Source organism: Fredinandcohnia quinoae (assembly GCF_022427965.1).
In the GTDB taxonomy this organism is placed as follows: Bacteria; Bacillota; Bacilli; order Bacillales; family Bacillaceae_L; genus Ferdinandcohnia; species Ferdinandcohnia quinoae.
In genome coordinates, this window is sequence record NZ_JAKTTI010000023.1 from 29,899 (window position 1) to 48,613 (window position 18,715).

The window sequence follows — 18,715 nt, forward strand, 5'->3', positions numbered from 1 at the left end:
CTCTCGACTCCCTGTTATATCTATTGTTGAGTAGTTTGCTCAGCTTTAGCTAGTTCTTCAAGCTTTTTAACTTCATTTCTTTCTGCTACTTTAATAAACGGTAGATAAATTACTACTGCGATTACTAAGTTAACAAATGCTAATGCCGCACCTTTCAATGAACCTGTTGCTAAGAATCCTCCGATTATTGGTGGTGTTGTCCATGGGATAAACGCGATTGTTTTCGGTACAATTCCTGCCGCAATCACTAGGTAACTGAATACAGTTAAAACAACCGGTGTTATAATAAATGGAATGATTAATAATGGATTTAATACAATTGGGAATCCAAAAAGGATTGGCTCATTTATATTAAATAATGATGGTGCCGCACCTAATCCAGATATATTTCGGTAGTGCTTATGACGACGACCAGCAATAAATACTGCAATAATCAACGCTAATGTTGCCCCTGTTCCACCTAGATACATAAATGCATCAAAGAACGGTTTTGTAACGATATAAGGTATTTCTTGACCAGCTTCTAATGCTTTTGCGTTAGCTTCGATTGCTGGTAGGTACACTGTTTGCATAACTGGCTCCATAATATTTGAACCATGTAGACCAAAGAACCATAACACATGAATTAATAATGCAATAATAACTGCAGACCATAATGTGTTAGCCATTTTTGAAACTGGTGATTGAATCAAATCATAGAATGCTTGGTGAATATCAGGAATTCCACCTACAAGCATTAATACTTTAATTAGACCAAAAAGAGATAATGTAATCATTGCTGGGAATAATGCAGCAAATGATCTTGCTACAGCCGGTGGTACACTAGGTGGCATTTTCATAACTAGCTTTTTGTTTCCAAGTAATCTGATGAACAGCTCAGTAGCAATAAGTGAACTAATAATTGCGATAAATAATCCCTGAGCTCCTGCCCATATCATTGGAAGTCCAGAACCTTCAGCAACTGGCTGCATAATCGTGATCGATGCAGCGAAAGAGACAATCCCTGCTGATAAGCCATCCTTATCATATGATTTTGCTAATTGATAAGCAATGGTAAAGCTAACGAGTAATGATACGATTGCAAATGTACCTGTCCAAACACTTCCACCAAATTGTTTCCATGTATCTCCATTAAAGATTGAATTCATAAAATTTTGATATGCATCAATCGGTAGGTTATTAATCAGCGTAATCATTGATCCTAAAATCATTAAAGGCATAATAATTACAAAACCATCTCGAATTGCTACAAGATGTCTTTGTGAACCAATACGTCCAGCAATTTCAAGAAATTTATTCATATAAGTTTCCCCTTTTCATTTCTCTATTATATATATAATTGCTTAATTTTTGTTTCTTGCAGTACTCGTCTATTTTAGAAGAGATAAAGCCTTTGTTAATACTACTTGACCATTCATTGTTCCATAAGCGATGCTATCGATTACATCAACCGGAATGTTCTTGCCCGCCACAGCTTTTTCAATTTTACCTTTTAAAAAGCGTACTTGCGGTCCTAATAATAGAACATCGATTTCATCAAAATGGCGATTTGCTTCTGCTTCAGATACCGCAAAGATTTTTACATCTTCACCCGCATTTTTTGCTGCCTCCTCCATTTTTGTAACTAAAAGACTTGTTGACATACCTGCTGAACAAACTAGCATAATTGTCTTCATCGTAAAATCTCTCCTTTTTTATAATTAATAAGATTGATTAAAATAAATTTTGAAAGAGTAGTTGCCCTTTCACTTAAATATATACATGCAAGAATCGTGCCAACTTCAAAAACATGAAAACACTTTCATTTCAACGTTTGTCATTTACACACAAAAAAACACAAAGTATAAGAATTCTTACACACTTGTGTTTTTTCATTACACACATCTATAATTGTTGATTTTCTAAGCACATTTGACAAATGTAAGCTATTTCACCATCAGTAAGTTTAATATCATATTCAATCTCAATATCCTTGAGAACTTCTTTAACTTTTGCTATTTCTTCCTTATGGGAATTATAATACTCTTCCATATTAGGAAAAATACGCCCTGGCTGTTGAAGTTTCATATTTTCAACTAAAAAAGCCATATGAAGAATCATTCCTATAACTATATCTTCTTTAAGATTCACATTTAATTGAAGCTCTAAGTTAACAATGACCTTCCTCAAACGTTGTACTAAACGGGAAACAGAAGGTACCATCGTTAAGTGATTTTCTAATGTTTGAATCATTTCACTGTATGGCTCATCTTTGCAAATGATGCTATTTAGTTTCTTTAAATGGTCATCATTAAAAATGTCAATTAAAGAAAAATACGGAATATCATTGTATTCAAATTGAACCGTTCCGACAATCGCTAGAATATCATATTCCTCTGATAATTGTTCAATCTTTTCAGTAAATGATTGTCTATGAAGAAATTGCAGAGAAATTAGTTCGATATTATTCCCGGTTACTAGATGTGGACTTCTGTCAATAAAGTAGATAATTATCCTGCTTGCTTTGGCGTACTTTTTTACTTCCGCGCTTCGCTTGGAGGCCTCTGTGTAAAGGAACAATCTAAAACCAATTGTTCCTTTACGCAGAGGTAATTTGCCTATTATTGGCGTCCTTGCTTTGCGCATTTTCATACGCTTTTTCGTACTCAATTGGACTGACGTATCCTAGTGTTGAATGCATCCGTTTTCTGTTATAGAACTGAATGTAAAAGTCAATTGCTGCGATGGCTTCTCCCTTTGTTTTAAATACAAATCTATAAATATATTCTTTTTTTAGAGTGGCGAAAAAAGATTCTACACACGCATTGTCATAGGGTGTACTCTTGCGACTCATACTGATGGTTGCTTTGGCCTCCACTAATTCTTCAATATATTTGGTAGAACAATACTGGGAGCCCCGATCCGAATGGTGGATCCATCCCTCCTCAGGGTTTCGTATATCTATTGCTTTCTTTATGGCACGTAGTGGCAAAGTATGGTCCATACAATCATCGATCGCATAGCTAATAACCCTTCGTGAAAACAGGTCGATGACGGGATTAAGGTATAAAAAGCCTTCTCCTGTATGGATATAAGTAATGTCTGTACCCCAGACCTGATTTGGCTTTTCTGGTCTAAATTTGCGGTCTAATTCGTTACCAAATACTTTTTTATCATGGTTGGAATCTGTAGTATGGATATATCTTTTTGGCGGCACAGCGAATAGGCCTAACTCCCTCATGCGATTTCCGACCTTCTTTTCTGAGACTAGTATCTTGTCCTCCCCAACAAGCTTTTTATGAATTCTCGGGCTGCCATACGTGCCTAAATTGTCATTAAAGTGGAACAGAATTCTTTCATCTAGATAACGATCGCGTTTGTTCTTTTCTGTCTCCCCCTGCTTTTGACGTTCTTTCCATCTGTAATAGCCCGCAGTTGATACTCCCAGTACTTGACACATCTTCACAATAGTATGCTCAACCTTATGAGCGTCAATAAATTCAAATCTCACTTCTTTTCTAGCGTGAAGATGTGCATAGCCTTTTTTAGAATGGCGACCTCCTCCTCAAGCTCGAGTTTCTTGCGCCGTTCCTCCTCAAACAGATCCTTGTATTCAGATGCAGTCAACAACTGACTCTGTCTGATATGTTCTTCTTCCTTCTGTTTCTTTCGGTAACTAGCCACCCATTTTTGAAGAGTATCATAAGGGATGTTAAGTTCCTGACAAGTATCTACAATCTTCCTTCCATCCAGTACAACCAGTTTGGTCACATAGTCCCTAAATTCTTTTGAATAGGTTCTATTTTTCCCCATATTAAACACGTCCTTTTTCGTCTTAATTTGATTTAATCATGACGCCAAAGCTTGTGTCTACTTTTTATACTAACCTCCAGATGTTCTAATCTTTCCTTTATTTTTATTGCAACGCCTTCTCCTGTAAAACAGGCCGTTATTATCGCCTTCTTGGTAGGTTTAGGGCGAAATACAACTGATTTGAATTGGCTTTCAAATAGCTGATGACAGCTTTGATAAATATCCTCTAAACTCCTACCTAAAGATGTCTTTCGGACTGCTTCCATTACAATTGGGGTACTAGCCATTGATATCGTTCTTGTTCTGATACCAGTCTCTTCATAAATCATATTTCCAAACGACGATACAGATCCCATATCAACTAAGAACAATACTCCTTTTGAAGGTGTCAATTCTAATATATTCTTTTTTACTGCATCATACATATCTCTTACTTCCATTGTAAGAGGCATATCAAAAGCCTTACCAATTTGAACCCCTAATAAATTCTGAACCGTTTGCAGCATACTTGAGGCTGTAGAGGTTCCATGCATGATCACAATAATCCTTACCTTATCCTCCTGGATATACATGCCTTCTTCAACATCAGCAACTAAAAACATCGTAATAAAACCAATTTCATCTAGTGGAATCTCGATATCTAGTTCATTTTCAATTATTTGTGCTACTTCTATCGAAACCTTGAACTCTTTTGAATACTTTTTATGAATTTCATTAAGATTTGGATGATTGATTGCTTTATTTTGTCTTATTCTATCAACAGTACCTTGTAAATGAAGAGCAAATGCAAACCTCATTTTTTTCTTAAATGAACGGTTTAATTCCTGTTCAGCATATTTGTAAATTTTATCAGTAAGATTCCATATTTGAACATCAACCATTTCATCAAACCCAATTTGAGGAAGCTGATCAATATATTCATTAAAATACTGATCTACATCACTGAGTAATTCAGTTTGAATTTCCTTGATCGTTTTTCCTTCTTTATTAAGGATTTTTAATTTCGTCTCAATATGCTGATAAAAATCCATATCATCGATGTCAGATTTACCATCTGATGCTTCTCTATCAACAAAGGTGAATATTTCTTGATCAGCATCTATGATTCTGTCCATCTTATCTCGATATTCTTTTACATCTAACAGACCCTTTTGAACATGGAGAGGCAAATCTTCTTGTCTGATAAAAAGGGTAGATACTTGTTTTGATTTGTATTGCAAAAAGGATTTTGCACACGCAAGCTTTAGATCCCGTTGTAGCTGACCGATATTTGCTGAAGTTCTATATAGTAAAAATGCAGCAAGTGCGCGTCTTTCCACATAGATTTTTTCATGTAAACGATTCGATTCCTGAATTAAAAAATGTTCAATTAGTTGGTACCTTTCCTCAAATTTCCGTTCCTCTAGAGACGGTAACGTAATGGTCATTGGAATCCTTCGGGTAAAGGTTTCTAGCATAAAAGACTCGGTTGATTCAGTTGTAGCGCCAATTATCTGAACGGACGCGGTTTTGACTTGTTCACTATCTCCAAGACTACGGAACTCACCTTTGTCTATGAATGTAAATAACATTTCTTGTCCTTCTGGTGGAAGGCGATGGATTTCATCTAAAAACAATATTCCTTGATTTGCTTTTTCAATCAATCCTTTACGATCTTCTGTTGCACCAGTAAAGGCTCCTTTTTTCACTCCAAAAATATGACCGAATAAAAGCTGGGGATTTTGCGCATAATCTGCACAATTAAATTGAATAAATGGTGCATTCCCCTCAATATTGCCGGATTCTAAAGCATACTTATACATACATTCTGCAAAAAATGATTTACCAGTCCCAGTTTTCCCTAATATTAATGTATGCAACCCTCTAGGTGGGTACAAAATCGCGGCCTTCGCTTGCTGAATCGCAATCTTCAAGCTACCTTCTGACCCTATTAAACCTTCAAACACATGAGATGTCTCCACATCATTTTGCGCGGTTATCTCACGGTTTTGACTTGTGGTTGGATAGAAGTACAGTGTTGGTTTACCACTTGTTTTTTCAATCAAACCCTCTTTAAAGAGCTCATTTAAATATCTACTTACATTTGAACGATCTAATTGCAGTTGCTCTGATACCTCATTCGCAGAAACACTCTTTTTCACATGTTTTACATAATCGAAAATATCATCTTTACGACCCATTTATAAAACCTCCGATGCCTATTGACCATGAAAAACTAGGAGAGAAATCTAGTTAGTATGAAAATATTTAGAATGTACTATCTATTAATCATATCAAATTTCTTCATACCATAAAGAAAAATTTAAGGAAACCTTCTGAATGCCAAAAAAAGAAGTAACCTTCGTTACTCCTTCCCTTCGGATCTCAGCCATGTATATCTCGCTTATTATAACCCAAAAACCCTATCACTGTTAATACCACCGCAATCACAGATAAAATAAAGAACCTCATCCAATCCATGTCTTCAACAGGAAGCTTTGGTATTTGACCAAATGGCGATATATTCCCCATCCATTCTGGGAGTTTAAGCATCCCACCTAAGTACACGACAAAGAAGGAATACGTTAAATAAAGCCATGTTAACCCTGAAAGCCTTGGTGCTATACCTATTAAGAGCACCGCAATTCCACTCATAATCCACATTGCAGGTAAATAAACCAGTGCAGCACTAAAGTAAGTGCTAAACGCGACTCCTTCATCTAATACCGAATTACCGATTGATCCCAATCCAATTGCTGATAGAACTAGCATAACAAGCCCTACAATTACAGATATGATAAAATAACACGACAGCTGACTTGTACGTGATACCGCACGAGTTAATAAATGTTCCGTACGATTCTTCTTCTCTTCCCCTTTGAGCTTTAAGATTGCCATTAAAGCTGGGATCGTACAAATCATTGCAATTATCGACATTAACATCCCTATAAATTGCTCGATTAATGAGTAGCCTTCCATTGGCTGCAATAATTGTGCAACCATTTCATTATCTGAAAAAAAGGACTCAAGATCACCGAATATTGATCCATACGATGCCCCAAGTAGATATACTCCTACTGCCCACGAAATCAATCCTGTTCGTTGTAGTCTTAGAGCAAGACCTAGGGGACTTTGTAAAAATCGTGATGCATAATTTCTACCAGGCTTAGCAGGTATTAATCCCGCTCCCAAATCTCGAATCGCACTCAAGTAAAAGGCTATAAAAATCAAAATAAGCGACACACCAATTGTAAGTAAGATTGGCCACCAATAATTATTCACATACACCTCTGATCCTAAAATCCATCCAAATGGCGAAACCCAAGATAGCGTCTCATTACCAACATCACCTATCGCGCGAATTAAATAGGAAAGAAGCAAGATCGAAATCGAAAATCCAATTGTCCCTCTTGATGTTACTGTGAGCTGAGAAAAAAATGCAGTTAGTGCAGTGAAGAATATTCCTGCTGCTCCAAGTGCTGAACCATATAATAGAGAGCCCTCTAAATTCATGCTTTCAATTCCAAGTGCATACAGGCCAATTCCAACGACGACTGCAAGCAATACATTTGTACCAATCAAAACATTTAATGTTGCTTGTAAATTTGCTAATCGACCTGCAGGTAATGAACGAATCATTTCGATTCGACCATCTTCCTCGTCAGCCCTTGTATGCCGAGTGACAAGCAATATACTCATAATCCCTACAGCAATTGCTGTGAAAAGTAACATTTCATGTGCAAACATTGCTCCATTTGTATAGTTTTCAATACCGTATGCTGGACCCATCATCGCAGTAATCGCAGGGTTTACCATCGTTTCTGCAACAATTTGTCTTTCTTGCTGTGTCGGATACATACCTGGTATCGCTAAGGCAAGAACAAATGTAAAGATAGCTAGGGAAAGCAGCCAAATAGGGATTCGAAGTCGATCCCGACGAATGATAAATCTTGATAGTTTTCCTGTATTACTAAATAACTGGTTTGACATTATAATGCACCTCCAGCTCCTTCATAATGACGCATGAATAAATCTTCTAAAGTTGGTGGCGCGCTTTCTAATCTTGTAATTCCAAATTGACTAATATACTTCATCACATGATCTAATTCTTCATAATCAACTTGGAATGAAAGTGCCCGATCCTTCTCTTCGATATCATGAACTCCTTTTACTTCAGCTAAAGAGGTAAGCGGCTCCTTCGTTTCGACCAAAAGGCTGGTTCTTGTTAAGTGACGCAACTCTTGTAAAGTCCCTGTTTCAATGATCTTACCTTGTCGAATGATACCTACTCTGTCACATAATTTTTCTACCTCCGATAAAATGTGACTAGACAATAATATACTTTTCCCAGCATTTTTTGCTTCGAGCACACAGTCTTGGAATACTCTCTCCATTAATGGGTCGAGACCAGATGTTGGCTCATCTAAAATATATAGGTCAGCATCTGATGAAAACGCCGCAATTAACGCTACTTTTTGACGGTTTCCCTTTGAATATGTGCGACATTTTTTTGAGGGGTCTAAATCGAATTTCTTGATTAGCTCTTCTCTTCTACTTTGATCGTTAGAGCCCCGCAATTTAACAAATAAATCAATTACTTCGCCACCAGTTAAATTAGGCCAAAGATTTACATCACCTGGAACATAGGCAATACGCTTGTGTATGTCAACTGCATCCTTCCAAGCATCCTTTCCAAAAATCTTCACTTCTCCCTCTGACGCTTTTAAAATACCAAGTAGGACACGAATCGTCGTTGATTTCCCTGCTCCATTTGGACCGATGAAACCAAAGACCTCACCTTTATTCACTTCTATATGAACACCGTCTAATGCCATAAACTTTCCAAACCTTTTCGTTAAGTTGGTTACTTTTAAAACTGTCACTCTTACTACCCCCTTAAATAGTTTTGAAATATTTTTATCGGTTTAGTTCATAATATAAAAATATATCTCTTTTGACAATAGTTTATGAAATATTCTTATTGTTTTATTTCAAAACTTTGTCTACACTAACAATGAGGTGAAAGAAATGGACGGTTTTCAGCGGCGAAGAGAACAAAAGAAAATAAATATTTTAGAGGCAGCATTAAGCTTATTTATGGAATTTGGAGTAAAAAAAATCGCAATCTCCGAAATCGCCAAAGAAGCAAATGTATCACAAGTCACAATTTATAATTATTTTGAAAGCAAACATAATTTAGTTCATGAAACATTTCTATATTATTTGGATAAGGCATCTGATGAATTTGATCAAATCATAAATAACAATACCATTGATTTTCCTGAGAAAATCAAGCAGATTGTATTTGCTAAGAAAGAAGCGGCACAACAGATTCATGAGGATTTTTATGATTATTTAATGAAGGAATATACAACTGATAAAAATTATATGGAGAAAATATATGTAGAACAGGCCATTCCGCGCTTTATTGTTTTATTTGACGAAGGGAAGAAACACGGGTATGTGGACCCTAATCTGTCAAATGAAGCGATATTATTATTTATCCAAGCCTTTCATGACTATATTCAGCGTGAAGAAGTCTATCAAAAAATCCTCCCTATAACTGAAGATATCATGAATTTGATCTTTTATGGAATCGTTGGGAAAAGGGATTGAAATAAGGTCTGCCTCTTACATATTGAGAGCAGACCTTATTTATAATTTTACGGTCGTTAGCAAATCCTAGCAACTTTACCTCTTATTAAATCTTCTAATAACTCCATTCCCCACTAGATAAAAGGATAGGACAGTTAACGATATTAAGAAAATCGCACTCATTGGAATTATTTTTGCACTCCACATATCCTTTAAGATGCCAGAAAGAACCAATGCCCATGAATCAGATGTATTAATAAAATTGTATCCACCAAATCCATCCGCTTCAAAAGACATGCTAATAAAAATGCCGACAATTCCTAACTGGGCAATTAAGAACAGTGTGCGACCTAATTCATTAACAATAATCGTCACCAATTGCGATTTCATATTCGGGAATATGTACTTTCTTGATAAGCGAAAAGGGGTACATCCTGCGACAATACCAGCTTCATAATAAGGCTTGCCTGCAATTTCCTTCACTAATTTGTAGATCACATCCCCTACTCTTCCTACCTCTATTAAGGCAATTACAAAGACAAACCAATAAGCTCGACTAGGAGAAAATAAGAAGAATGGTATTCCTACAATCATCACTATAAGGAAAACCGATGGGATATAGGAAAAAAGTTGATACCATATGTTTAATACACCTCGTATAACCCTTGAATAGAGGGACCCTAATCCCAATAGTAATCCAATCATAAATCGGATGAATACGATCCCAAAAATAACCACTAATGTTTCCCTTGCACCAACTACTAATCTACTTAATAGATCTACTCCCCGTCTATCACTTCCTAGTAAATAATCCTTTGATGGTGGGTATGGGGGTACTTCAATTTTGCCATTATCATGCTTTATATAAAGACTTTCAGATAACTCAGTATCAATCATCGGTAAATATGGTCCAATAATCGCCATCAACAGAATAAAGCTTAAGATTGAAATACCAATATAAAATGAGAATCTCCTCATATGTCTTTTCCTTTCGGTGTCACGAATGAATTAATAGTTTGAAAGAATGCATTTGAAAGAAAGATAATAAAGGTAAATAATAGTACAAAGCCGAATGCGATATTTAGATTTATAAAAAATGACTGTCCAACACGAAAGCTGCTCGGTGTTGCAATCGAACTAAAAAAATAGTAAGCAGCACCTCGGTAATTCGTTAAAAATTCAACAATAAATAAATTTGATAGAACATATAAGGTCATTGTATTACTACTCACATTGATCTTCTGCAAGGCATTTTTCAACATATGGACTGAAAGAATTTTAAAACTCCCTACACCCTTTGATTTTGCAGTCGGAATATAATCCATAGATTCCTCTTCCAGCAGGCTCGTATATGTTATATTTGCAATAAAAAAGAGTGGATACATTGCTAGGAAAACAATCGCAACAATCTGATTTTCTGCTTTTTCATGTCCAAATAAATCGATATGCGGGAAAAGACCCTTTTCATATAGAAACATAAGTGCCAGCTGACTGAAAACCATGAAAAATAAATCTGGAACAGATAACATGAACCATGTCATCCCGCTTCCAACTCCAATTTTCTTCCTCTTCGTTAAAAAATCAAAAACTCCTTTTACAATTCCTAAAAAGAACCCTAATAAAATCGCTGGTATGATAAGCTTTAAACTTCTAATTGATGCTTCAAAAACATGTGCCCCAACTGATTCCCCACTTGCGTATTCACCTAATCCTTTGTTCTCTTTCACATAGTGAAAAAAGGACTTGATATTTTCAATATGATTTTCAATACTATAGTGATAAACAACATTCTGTATATCTCCATATTTACTAGTTTCAAAGATAACATCTCTTGGTATGAAGATAATAATGATAAGAAGAACTGTGGACAAACCCCATAGTAATAGTTGTTTGAGGATAATTGAAAAGATGGATGTTTTCATATACTTCTCCATTCTAGTTGTATATATTTGAATATAATTATACTTTACCAAATTATGAATAGTTTTACAGTTATATTAATATATCATATAGATAAATAATCAAAAAAAAAAGAGACTGAATATTTCTTAATCAGTCTCTTCTACGTCCATTACATTTTCACCTGATATTCGCAGCAACTATCACCATTTACATTACATTTTGTTTCTTTTGCCCTAACCCTTTTATCCAATATCTTCGTAAAAGCCCCTTCTAAAATTGCCCCTTCTAAATCACACACTAGATGGCCTTCCTTATGAGGCAATCCCTTACAGAAACAATCATCGACTTGAACTATAACTTCATTCTCCTTTTCATCAACAATTGTAGGTACTCCAATATTTAGTGATTCAAATAATTTCAATGCCTCATTAATAGAGTTTACAGGGAGACTTTCTCCAATCTTTCTCCCAATTGTTGCAGTCGTACTTTTACCATGCATTGGAAGTCCTTGATACATTCCAATTAAGCGAATTGCCCGATAAAGTTCAAGTGGTACTGAGTTACTTAGTTTTTTTCTATTAATGTTTTTTAATTCTTCAAATGAGAAGTCATCCATTTTGACACTACCTTTCCTATGTATAGGTTAATAATATCTTTTTTCATATTTTGAAACCTTGATACAAATCAATTTCTTAATATACATGTTAACTTATGCCTAAGTAGTACTGAATTTTACTAGAGTTTAAATTTCATAGCTGCATCCTGCAATTCCTGAGCCATTCTTGCCAATACTTGAGTAGCAGCACTTATTTCTTCAATTGATGCATTCTGCTCCTCAGTTGAAGCAACAACTTCTTGAGTAGCATTATTTGTTTCTTGAATAATGTGATCCGTATGCCTCATCGCATCGACTAATGAATCAGAACTAATGTGGATATCACTTAATTGTTCATGTACCTCTCTTATAAATTCTGTTATTTCAAATACGGCGATGGCAATTTGCTCAAAGGTTTCTCCTACCTCATCAGTAAATGACGTTCCTTTAATAACAGCATCCTTGCTATATTTCATCGAATTAACAACCTCAATTGTACTTTTTTGCATTTCCTTAATAAATATATCAATCTGTCTTGCTGATTGACTTGATTGCTCAGCCAATTTTTTTACTTCTTGTGCAACTATTGCAAAACCCTTTCCATGTTCTCCTGCTCTAGCAGCCTCAATCGCAGCATTTAATGATAGAAGATTCGTTTGATCTGATATTTCTGTAATGAGTGTAACAATTTGTCCAATTTTTAATGACTTTTCTTGAAGTGAGTTAATATGTTGACTCATAGTTGTTGTCGATGATTCTATATAATCCATTTGTGTAATTACTTGTTTCATTACAACTTGTCCTTCTTCTGTGTTACTAGACGCAATTTCCGCAGCACTAGTTGCTTCATTTGTTCGATTTGTAATTGTTGCGATTCTATTTGAAATATTATCCACAATCATACGTGTATTACTAACATATTCTGCTTGATCATTGGATCCAGTTGATACTTGTTCTATAGCAGTAACAATTTGTTCAGAAGCTTTTGCACTTTGATCTGCACTGGCATTTAACTCCTCAGCCGATGCTGCCAATGAATCAGAGGCTTCAGCTACCTTCGAAATTATCTCCTTCAAATTATTCACCATCAGGTTAAAACCTTTTGCAAGACGACCTACTTCATCCTTCTGTTTTAATTTAATTTCTTCCACAGTTAGGTCCCCTAAAGCAACTTTACCAATCCTTTCAACAGCTATAATAATCGGTTTAGATAAACGTCCCGAGAATAACCAAATAATAATACATCCAAGCAACAAACTAAATACAAGTGTAATTACCAGTACATTTAATAAATGGTCCGCGCCTTCATTAAAATCTACCATAAAGGTTCCCGCAGCAACTATCCAATCCCAGTTAGGATCCATTTTTGAGTAACTAACTTTTGGAGCAATTTCACTTTCGTTATAGGGAAGAGGCCACTCATAGTAACTAAATCCTCCCCCAGCCAAACCACTCTTAACAAGTTCTTGACCAAACATGACGCCATTAGAATCCTTTGAATCCCAAAGATTTTCTCCTTCACTTGTAGGGTGGACGAGAAGGTCCCCTTTATTATTTAAAATAAATAGGTAACCGTTTTCACCCATATCTATATTTTTATCAATTTCTCTTGTGCCATCATCATTCTTGTTTCCAAGTAACAAAACCTTTGCTTCCTCTTGAGCTTGATCTAATGTCAATTCACCTTGTTCCACACGCACATTTAATTCATCAATAAGTTTAATCGAATATTCGACACTATTCTTCAAGTTAGTTTTACCAAGTTCATCTAAACTGCTTTTACTCACTACATAGCCTGAAATACCTATAATGATAGAAGGTACAGTTAGTAATAATAGACTAATAGCAATTAATTTTGCTCGGATGGTATGAAATTGAAACTTCTGTAATAACGAGTTCCTTCCCTTACTCATTACGATTTCCCCCTTAATATCAACCTCTTATAATTTTTTTCTCGAATTCACTACTTGGCATAGGCCTACTTACATAATAGCCCTGTATTTCATCACACCCTAATTCATTTAAGCACTCTAGTGTCTCTTTTTCTTCAACACCCTCAGCAACAACCTTAAGTCCCATCTCATGTGCTAGACAAATAATTGCTTTGACAATTGCAATGTCTCCTATATTTTTTGCAATTTCCTTAATAAATGATTGGTCTATCTTTAGACAATTAATTGGAAGGTTTTTAAGATAACTCAATGCCGAATAACCCGTTCCAAAGTCATCAATGGAAACGATCACACCCATTTCCCTTAGTTTTACCACACATGCTATACATTCCTCGATATTATCTATAACTGTATTTTCTGTAATCTCTATTTCTAAAAATTCAGGTTCCAAATTTGTTTCCTTCAAAACTCTTTCTAGCATATTCACAAAATTGGGATGGCGGAAGTGAAGTGGGGAAATATTAACCGCAACGCGTAAAGGAATTTGAAACATTCCCTCGCTCCATTTCTTATTTTGCAAACACGCCTTTTTTAATACCCATTCATCAATTTTAATAATATGCCCCGTTTCCTCAGCAATCGGAATAAATTTACTTGGTGGAACATTTCCCAAAATTGGATGATCCCACCGCAGTAATGCTTCCATTCCATTTATTGAATTTGTTGTTAAATCTAACTTGGGTTGGAAGTATAGTTCGAATTCATCGTTTTGCCTAGCGATAGGTAGATAATATTCGATTAATAAATACTCATCATAATGCTGCTTCATTTTTTGTTCATATTTTTTATATGTGTTCTTACCTAGAGATTTTGCAGTATGTAAAGCTGTATCTGCCTTTTTAAACAGTGAATCGGGATCCTCTTCATCATCTAAGCACACGCAAGCACCTATACAGCAAGACATATGTAAGGTTAATGTTTGATCCACATTAAAAGGACTATCAAATACATCCAAAATAGTCATGGCATATTGTTCAAGTAATAATTCATCATACATATCAGTGCATAAAATAATAAATTGATCTCCGGTAAGCCTATATAGACAACCTTTTTCTACTTGAACCGTTAACAACCTGTTCTTAACTTCTATTAATAACTTATCCCCAACGGTATGACCAAGTGAATCGTTAACATTTTTAAATCTGTCCAAATTAACAAGAAAAATGGAAAAGCCCCTTATTTCTTCCTTCTTAAATTTACTTATGAGCTTTGAAATATCATCATTAAACTTTCTTCTATTAGGTAAGTTAGTTAATGTATCATAAAATGATAGAAACTTGATTTCTTCCTGTGCAGCATATAATTCTGTCATATCATTACAACAGCCTATTAATTCTATGATTTGTTCTCCTTCATATTTAGGAGATAATGTAGATTGGAGGTATCTTTTATTAAAAGAATAATTATACGTTAACGTTGTCCCTCGGAATCCTTGTTCATATGATTTTTCTAATAAGTCAGCTAAATATTCAGGAAAAAGTTCCCTTGGGCCTTTTTTATAAATCACATCAGTTTGAACTCCTAATTGATATGCAAGTTTCCCCTCACCAAACAGATAAATAAAATTTCCTGAATCATCTTTAGCAACCTTAAAAACTAGATTTTGTAATGTATTTACTACTAGTTCAAAATCATTTTTTAAAGCATTAACTAGTTTCTCATCACTTTCTTTTCTCTGTGAAATATCAGTCCCAAATACGATATATCTAGACGGATCGCCATTTGTGGAGAGTAATGGTACAATCGCTGTATTCACCCAATAAAAGGATCCATCTTTTGCCTTATTTTTTATTTCTCCTGTCCATACTTCCCCATTTTGTATGATATTCCACATATCCCTAAAGAAAGAATTATCATGATAACCTGAATTCAAGATTCGATGTCTTTTTCCTATTAATTCAGAAGCTTTATATTTAAACATTTCAACAAATTTATCATTTACATAGATAATTTTCCCTTTATCATCTGTAGCCGAAATAATAAATGATTGATCGATTGCGTATCCTATATTGATCAACTCATATAACTCTGAATCAATTTCTTCAATTAATTCACAGAAATCACTATACTCTGTCCACTCCTCCCCGATTTCCATTACTTTGTTAAGTAAGGAATGAATAATGGAACTATATTTTTCACCTTCTATTTTTATTTTCATGTCCATCCAAACCTCATTTTTTATTGTTTTCTGGGAGTCATTTCAGAGATACATTGCTACTAAAATATCCATAGTCTCTATCATTCCTAGATTACTAAACCAACACTCTATTTAACTTGATTTAAATCAAGTTGAAATTTCGATTTTTTATAAGTGATATATATCACTTATAATCTTTTTATTTTGAGATATACTACCATGTTAATAGTGCAATATTGTAAAAGTATAAATGCCACTACACCTCACATATTTTCAACAAAGGAATGAATTCTCAGATGGAATCACTATGTTGTCATCAGTCTAACTGTGTAAGAACAGTGCCTATTTTTAAAAATTTGAATGAAGAAGAGTTTGTATTTTTAGAAAAAGTAACTCACGCAACTTTCTTTCAGAAAGGAGAGATTATTTTTAGGGAGGGGGAGAACGCAGATACCTTTTTCATTCCAGAAAGTGGCCTTATTAAATTATCAAATGTATCATCTAATGGTAAGGAGCAAATCATTCGCTTATTATTTCCGGGGGACATATTCGGACAGTCATCCTTATTAAAAGACGGTAAGTACTATACCAATGCCATGGCACTTGAAAATAGTATAATTTGTACGATTAATAAGAATGACTTCACAAAGGCAATGCGAACTAACCCAGAGCTCTCTTCTAAGATCATTACTACCTTATTTGAACGCTTACAAGTAACCGATGAATTAGTTCGTTCATTAAGCCTTCTTGAAGTAGAACAACGACTTGCCAGAGCAATTCTACTTTTTTCGGAAAAAATTCAACCCGTACATAAATGCTTTCAACTTCCAATTCAAAAAAAAGAGCTGGCTTCTTTGCTAGGAACAACACCAGAAACTCTTAGCCGGAAAATCAAGTTACTTACAGAGGAAAATTTAATTAAGTTCGATGATAATAAAAATCTACATATTCTTAACTATCGGAAACTAAAACTACTGGCTGAGTCTTAAAGACAGTAGTTTTTTCTTTTTTATATCCTATGCATTATTCACTTTTGAACTCTGATATTCATTTAAATAGCGAACCACATGGTCATAGCTTAAAGGTTGACTAAAATAATACCCCTGGACAACATCACAAGAGAATTGCTTAACCATTGATAATTGTTTGTAATTTTCTACCCCCTCTGCAATAACCTTTAATTTCAGATCATGAGCTAATGTTGTAATCGCCTTTGTTAACGCAACACTGCTCGGATTTTTATCAATATCATAGATAAATGAACGATCAATTTTTAAAGTGTCCACTGGGAAATCCTTCAAATAGTTTAAGGATGAATAACCTGTACCAAAATCATCAATTGAAATCCATACACCTAATTCTTTTAACTGTTGTAGTACGTCGATTGCCTTATGTACATCTTGCATCACCATATTTTCAGTAATCTCAAGCTCTAAATAAGTGGGATCGAGTGAGACCTCTGTTAAAACATTCCTAATCTTTTCGACTAAATCATTTTGCAAAAACTGTCCTGCCGATAGATTAACAGCTACTCTAATCGGAGGATATCCATCATCTTGCCATTCTTTCATTTTGTGGCATGCTGTTCGTATTACCCAATCTCCAATTGGCAAAATCAAACCGGTTTCTTCAGCAATTGGAATAAATTCTCCAGGTAAGATCATGCCTAAATCTGGATGTTTCCAACGCAGCAATGCCTCCATTGACATAATTCGGTTCGACTTCAAATTAACTTGTGGCTGAAAATAGAGTGAAAGTTCATCATTCTCCAATGCTCTTCGCAAGTTATTTTCGATCAGTAATTTTTCAAACCCACCCGCACTAATATCAGCGTTTGACATCTCATATTGATTTCGCCCCTTTTTCTTAGCAACATACATCGCGGAATCAGCATTCGTAATGAGCATCTCAACCTCATCACCATCATATGGAAAGGTACTAATCCCAACACTTGTTGTTACATAGATCACTGTTTCATTTAATAGATAGGGGGTCGAGAATGCTTCGAGTATTTTTTTTGCGTATTGCTCTGCCTCTTTTTCGTCCCTTATATCTTCAAGAACACAAACGAATTCATCCCCACCCATTCTTGCAATCACATTATGATGACCAATTGCAGTCTTAATCCGATTTGCCGCCTCCTTCAATAGCAAATCTCCATATGAATGGCCAAGTGTATCATTCACAAATTTAAATCGATCCAAGTCTAAAAACAATACAGCAAAGATTGCACCCTCTGTTCGGGCTTTTTGAATTGCTTTGTCAATTTTTTGGGATAGTAAAAAACGATTTGGAAGTTTCGTTAAAGGATCTAAACCACTTACCTGATAATCCGTCATTAACCAAATTTGGAATGAATGGTTTTCAACTTTAATTGGATTAACAATAAGCTGTTGTAAAATCTCACGGCCATCATTTGTTTTTATTACGATCTCATCTCTTAATTCATCATATGTGTCAGCAAAAAACAATTCAATCTGCTTATTAAGCATTTCATCCTTCTTGCACCCACTTAATGATAGATAAGCAGCGTTTACAGAAATAATTGTCTTATTTTCGTCAGTTATAATGGCGGAAAAATTAAGTTGCTCGAAGATATCCTTATATAACTCTGCACCAAATTTATCCATATTTATTCACCTCTATTTTCCCTTATTATTCATTCTACTAGTATATTTCCTAAATGAAATTGATATAAATCAATGTTTCGAAGAAGAAATATTACTATAATTAAAATATAAATCTTAGATTTTTTAACAAAGA

16 protein-coding genes are annotated in these 18,715 nt (G+C 34.9%); 2 read left to right on the forward strand and 14 right to left on the reverse strand.

All coding sequences use genetic code 11. The features are described 5' to 3' along the window. Positions 1-20: 20 nt before the first annotated feature. From MJG50_RS14260 to MJG50_RS14295, 8 genes are all read right to left on the reverse strand, one after another. Entirely contained in the window at positions 21-1,301 is a 1,281-nt protein-coding gene (locus MJG50_RS14260) for a PTS sugar transporter subunit IIC (RefSeq protein ID WP_240256418.1), read from the reverse strand. A 69-nt stretch (positions 1,302-1,370) separates the two neighbouring features. Continuing rightward, positions 1,371-1,676: a PTS sugar transporter subunit IIB gene (locus MJG50_RS14265; RefSeq protein ID WP_240256419.1), complete on the reverse strand. Its 306-nt coding sequence runs from the start codon at positions 1,674-1,676 to the stop codon at positions 1,371-1,373. 208 nt (positions 1,677-1,884) lie between these two features. After that, positions 1,885-2,625: a PRD domain-containing protein gene (locus MJG50_RS14270; protein ID WP_240256420.1), complete on the reverse strand. Its 741-nt coding sequence runs from the start codon at positions 2,623-2,625 to the stop codon at positions 1,885-1,887. Beyond that, a complete protein-coding gene (locus MJG50_RS14275; protein ID WP_240256421.1) occupies positions 2,579-3,490 on the reverse strand; it encodes an IS3 family transposase in 912 nt (303 codons plus the stop codon). The genes MJG50_RS14270 and MJG50_RS14275 overlap by 47 nt, the downstream gene beginning before the upstream one ends. Then, positions 3,487-3,792, reverse strand: coding sequence for a transposase (locus tag MJG50_RS14280; RefSeq protein WP_240256422.1), 306 nt, complete (start codon positions 3,790-3,792; stop codon positions 3,487-3,489). Before MJG50_RS14280 ends, MJG50_RS14275 begins: the two co-directional genes overlap by 4 nt. Positions 3,793-3,824: 32 nt before the next feature. Next, a complete protein-coding gene (locus MJG50_RS14285) occupies positions 3,825-5,972 on the reverse strand; it encodes a sigma-54-dependent transcriptional regulator (RefSeq protein WP_275695623.1) in 2,148 nt (715 codons plus the stop codon). Positions 5,973-6,156: 184 nt separating this feature from the next. Continuing rightward, positions 6,157-7,761: an ABC transporter permease gene (locus tag MJG50_RS14290; RefSeq protein ID WP_240256423.1), complete on the reverse strand. Its 1,605-nt coding sequence runs from the start codon at positions 7,759-7,761 to the stop codon at positions 6,157-6,159. Then, complete coding sequence (locus MJG50_RS14295) at positions 7,761-8,654, reverse strand: ABC transporter ATP-binding protein (RefSeq protein ID WP_345893242.1); 894 nt, start codon at positions 8,652-8,654, stop codon at positions 7,761-7,763. The genes MJG50_RS14290 and MJG50_RS14295 overlap by 1 nt, the downstream gene beginning before the upstream one ends. Positions 8,655-8,799: 145 nt before the next feature. Between MJG50_RS14295 and MJG50_RS14300 the strand changes: the two genes are divergently transcribed. Next, the gene (locus MJG50_RS14300) at positions 8,800-9,387 is read left to right on the forward strand and encodes a TetR/AcrR family transcriptional regulator (RefSeq protein WP_240256424.1); all 588 of its coding nucleotides are present in this window, start codon (positions 8,800-8,802) and stop codon (positions 9,385-9,387) included. 75 nt (positions 9,388-9,462) lie between these two features. On the opposite strand, the gene MJG50_RS14305 is transcribed toward MJG50_RS14300, so the two are convergent. The 5 genes from MJG50_RS14305 to MJG50_RS14325 all read right to left on the reverse strand — a co-directional run bounded on the left by MJG50_RS14305 (position 9,463) and on the right by MJG50_RS14325 (position 15,979). Next, the gene (locus tag MJG50_RS14305) at positions 9,463-10,344 is read right to left on the reverse strand and encodes an ABC transporter permease subunit (RefSeq protein ID WP_240256425.1); all 882 of its coding nucleotides are present in this window, start codon (positions 10,342-10,344) and stop codon (positions 9,463-9,465) included. After that, positions 10,341-11,300 (reverse strand): ABC transporter permease subunit, encoded by a 960-nt coding sequence (locus MJG50_RS14310; protein ID WP_240256426.1) that lies wholly within the window; start codon positions 11,298-11,300, stop codon positions 10,341-10,343. The genes MJG50_RS14305 and MJG50_RS14310 overlap by 4 nt, the downstream gene beginning before the upstream one ends. A 137-nt stretch (positions 11,301-11,437) precedes the next feature. After that, entirely contained in the window at positions 11,438-11,884 is a 447-nt protein-coding gene (locus MJG50_RS14315) for a V4R domain-containing protein (RefSeq protein WP_240256427.1), read from the reverse strand. Positions 11,885-12,003: 119 nt separating this feature from the next. Further along, positions 12,004-13,776: a methyl-accepting chemotaxis protein gene (locus MJG50_RS14320; protein WP_240256428.1), complete on the reverse strand. Its 1,773-nt coding sequence runs from the start codon at positions 13,774-13,776 to the stop codon at positions 12,004-12,006. A 19-nt stretch (positions 13,777-13,795) separates the two neighbouring features. Beyond that, entirely contained in the window at positions 13,796-15,979 is a 2,184-nt protein-coding gene (locus tag MJG50_RS14325; protein WP_240256429.1) for a sensor domain-containing protein, read from the reverse strand. Between the two features lie 329 nt (positions 15,980-16,308). Here MJG50_RS14325 and MJG50_RS14330 point away from each other — a divergent pair, with 329 nt between their 5' ends. Next, positions 16,309-16,941, forward strand: a complete 633-nt coding sequence (locus tag MJG50_RS14330) for a Crp/Fnr family transcriptional regulator (protein WP_240256430.1) — start codon at positions 16,309-16,311, stop codon at positions 16,939-16,941. A gap of 27 nt (positions 16,942-16,968) precedes the next feature. On the opposite strand, the gene MJG50_RS14335 is transcribed toward MJG50_RS14330, so the two are convergent. Continuing rightward, complete coding sequence (locus MJG50_RS14335; protein ID WP_240256431.1) at positions 16,969-18,582, reverse strand: sensor domain-containing protein; 1,614 nt, start codon at positions 18,580-18,582, stop codon at positions 16,969-16,971. Positions 18,583-18,715: the final 133 nt, after the last annotated feature.

Coding starts and splice junctions, on each gene's coding strand:
- MJG50_RS14310 (WP_240256426.1), bottom strand. CDS start 11,300: ATGGAGAAGTATATGAAAACATCCATCTTTTCAATTATCCTCAAACAA.
- MJG50_RS14300 (WP_240256424.1), top strand. CDS start 8,800: ATGGACGGTTTTCAGCGGCGAAGAGAACAAAAGAAAATAAATATTTTA.
- MJG50_RS14315 (WP_240256427.1), bottom strand. CDS start 11,884: ATGGATGACTTCTCATTTGAAGAATTAAAAAACATTAATAGAAAAAAA.
- MJG50_RS14265 (WP_240256419.1), bottom strand. CDS start 1,676: ATGAAGACAATTATGCTAGTTTGTTCAGCAGGTATGTCAACAAGTCTT.
- MJG50_RS14270 (WP_240256420.1), bottom strand. CDS start 2,625: ATGCGCAAAGCAAGGACGCCAATAATAGGCAAATTACCTCTGCGTAAA.
- MJG50_RS14320 (WP_240256428.1), bottom strand. CDS start 13,776: ATGAGTAAGGGAAGGAACTCGTTATTACAGAAGTTTCAATTTCATACC.
- MJG50_RS14305 (WP_240256425.1), bottom strand. CDS start 10,344: ATGAGGAGATTCTCATTTTATATTGGTATTTCAATCTTAAGCTTTATT.
- MJG50_RS14325 (WP_240256429.1), bottom strand. CDS start 15,979: ATGGACATGAAAATAAAAATAGAAGGTGAAAAATATAGTTCCATTATT.
- MJG50_RS14280 (WP_240256422.1), bottom strand. CDS start 3,792: ATGGGGAAAAATAGAACCTATTCAAAAGAATTTAGGGACTATGTGACC.
- MJG50_RS14290 (WP_240256423.1), bottom strand. CDS start 7,761: ATGTCAAACCAGTTATTTAGTAATACAGGAAAACTATCAAGATTTATC.
- MJG50_RS14260 (WP_240256418.1), bottom strand. CDS start 1,301: ATGAATAAATTTCTTGAAATTGCTGGACGTATTGGTTCACAAAGACAT.
- MJG50_RS14285 (WP_275695623.1), bottom strand. CDS start 5,972: ATGGGTCGTAAAGATGATATTTTCGATTATGTAAAACATGTGAAAAAG.
- MJG50_RS14335 (WP_240256431.1), bottom strand. CDS start 18,582: ATGGATAAATTTGGTGCAGAGTTATATAAGGATATCTTCGAGCAACTT.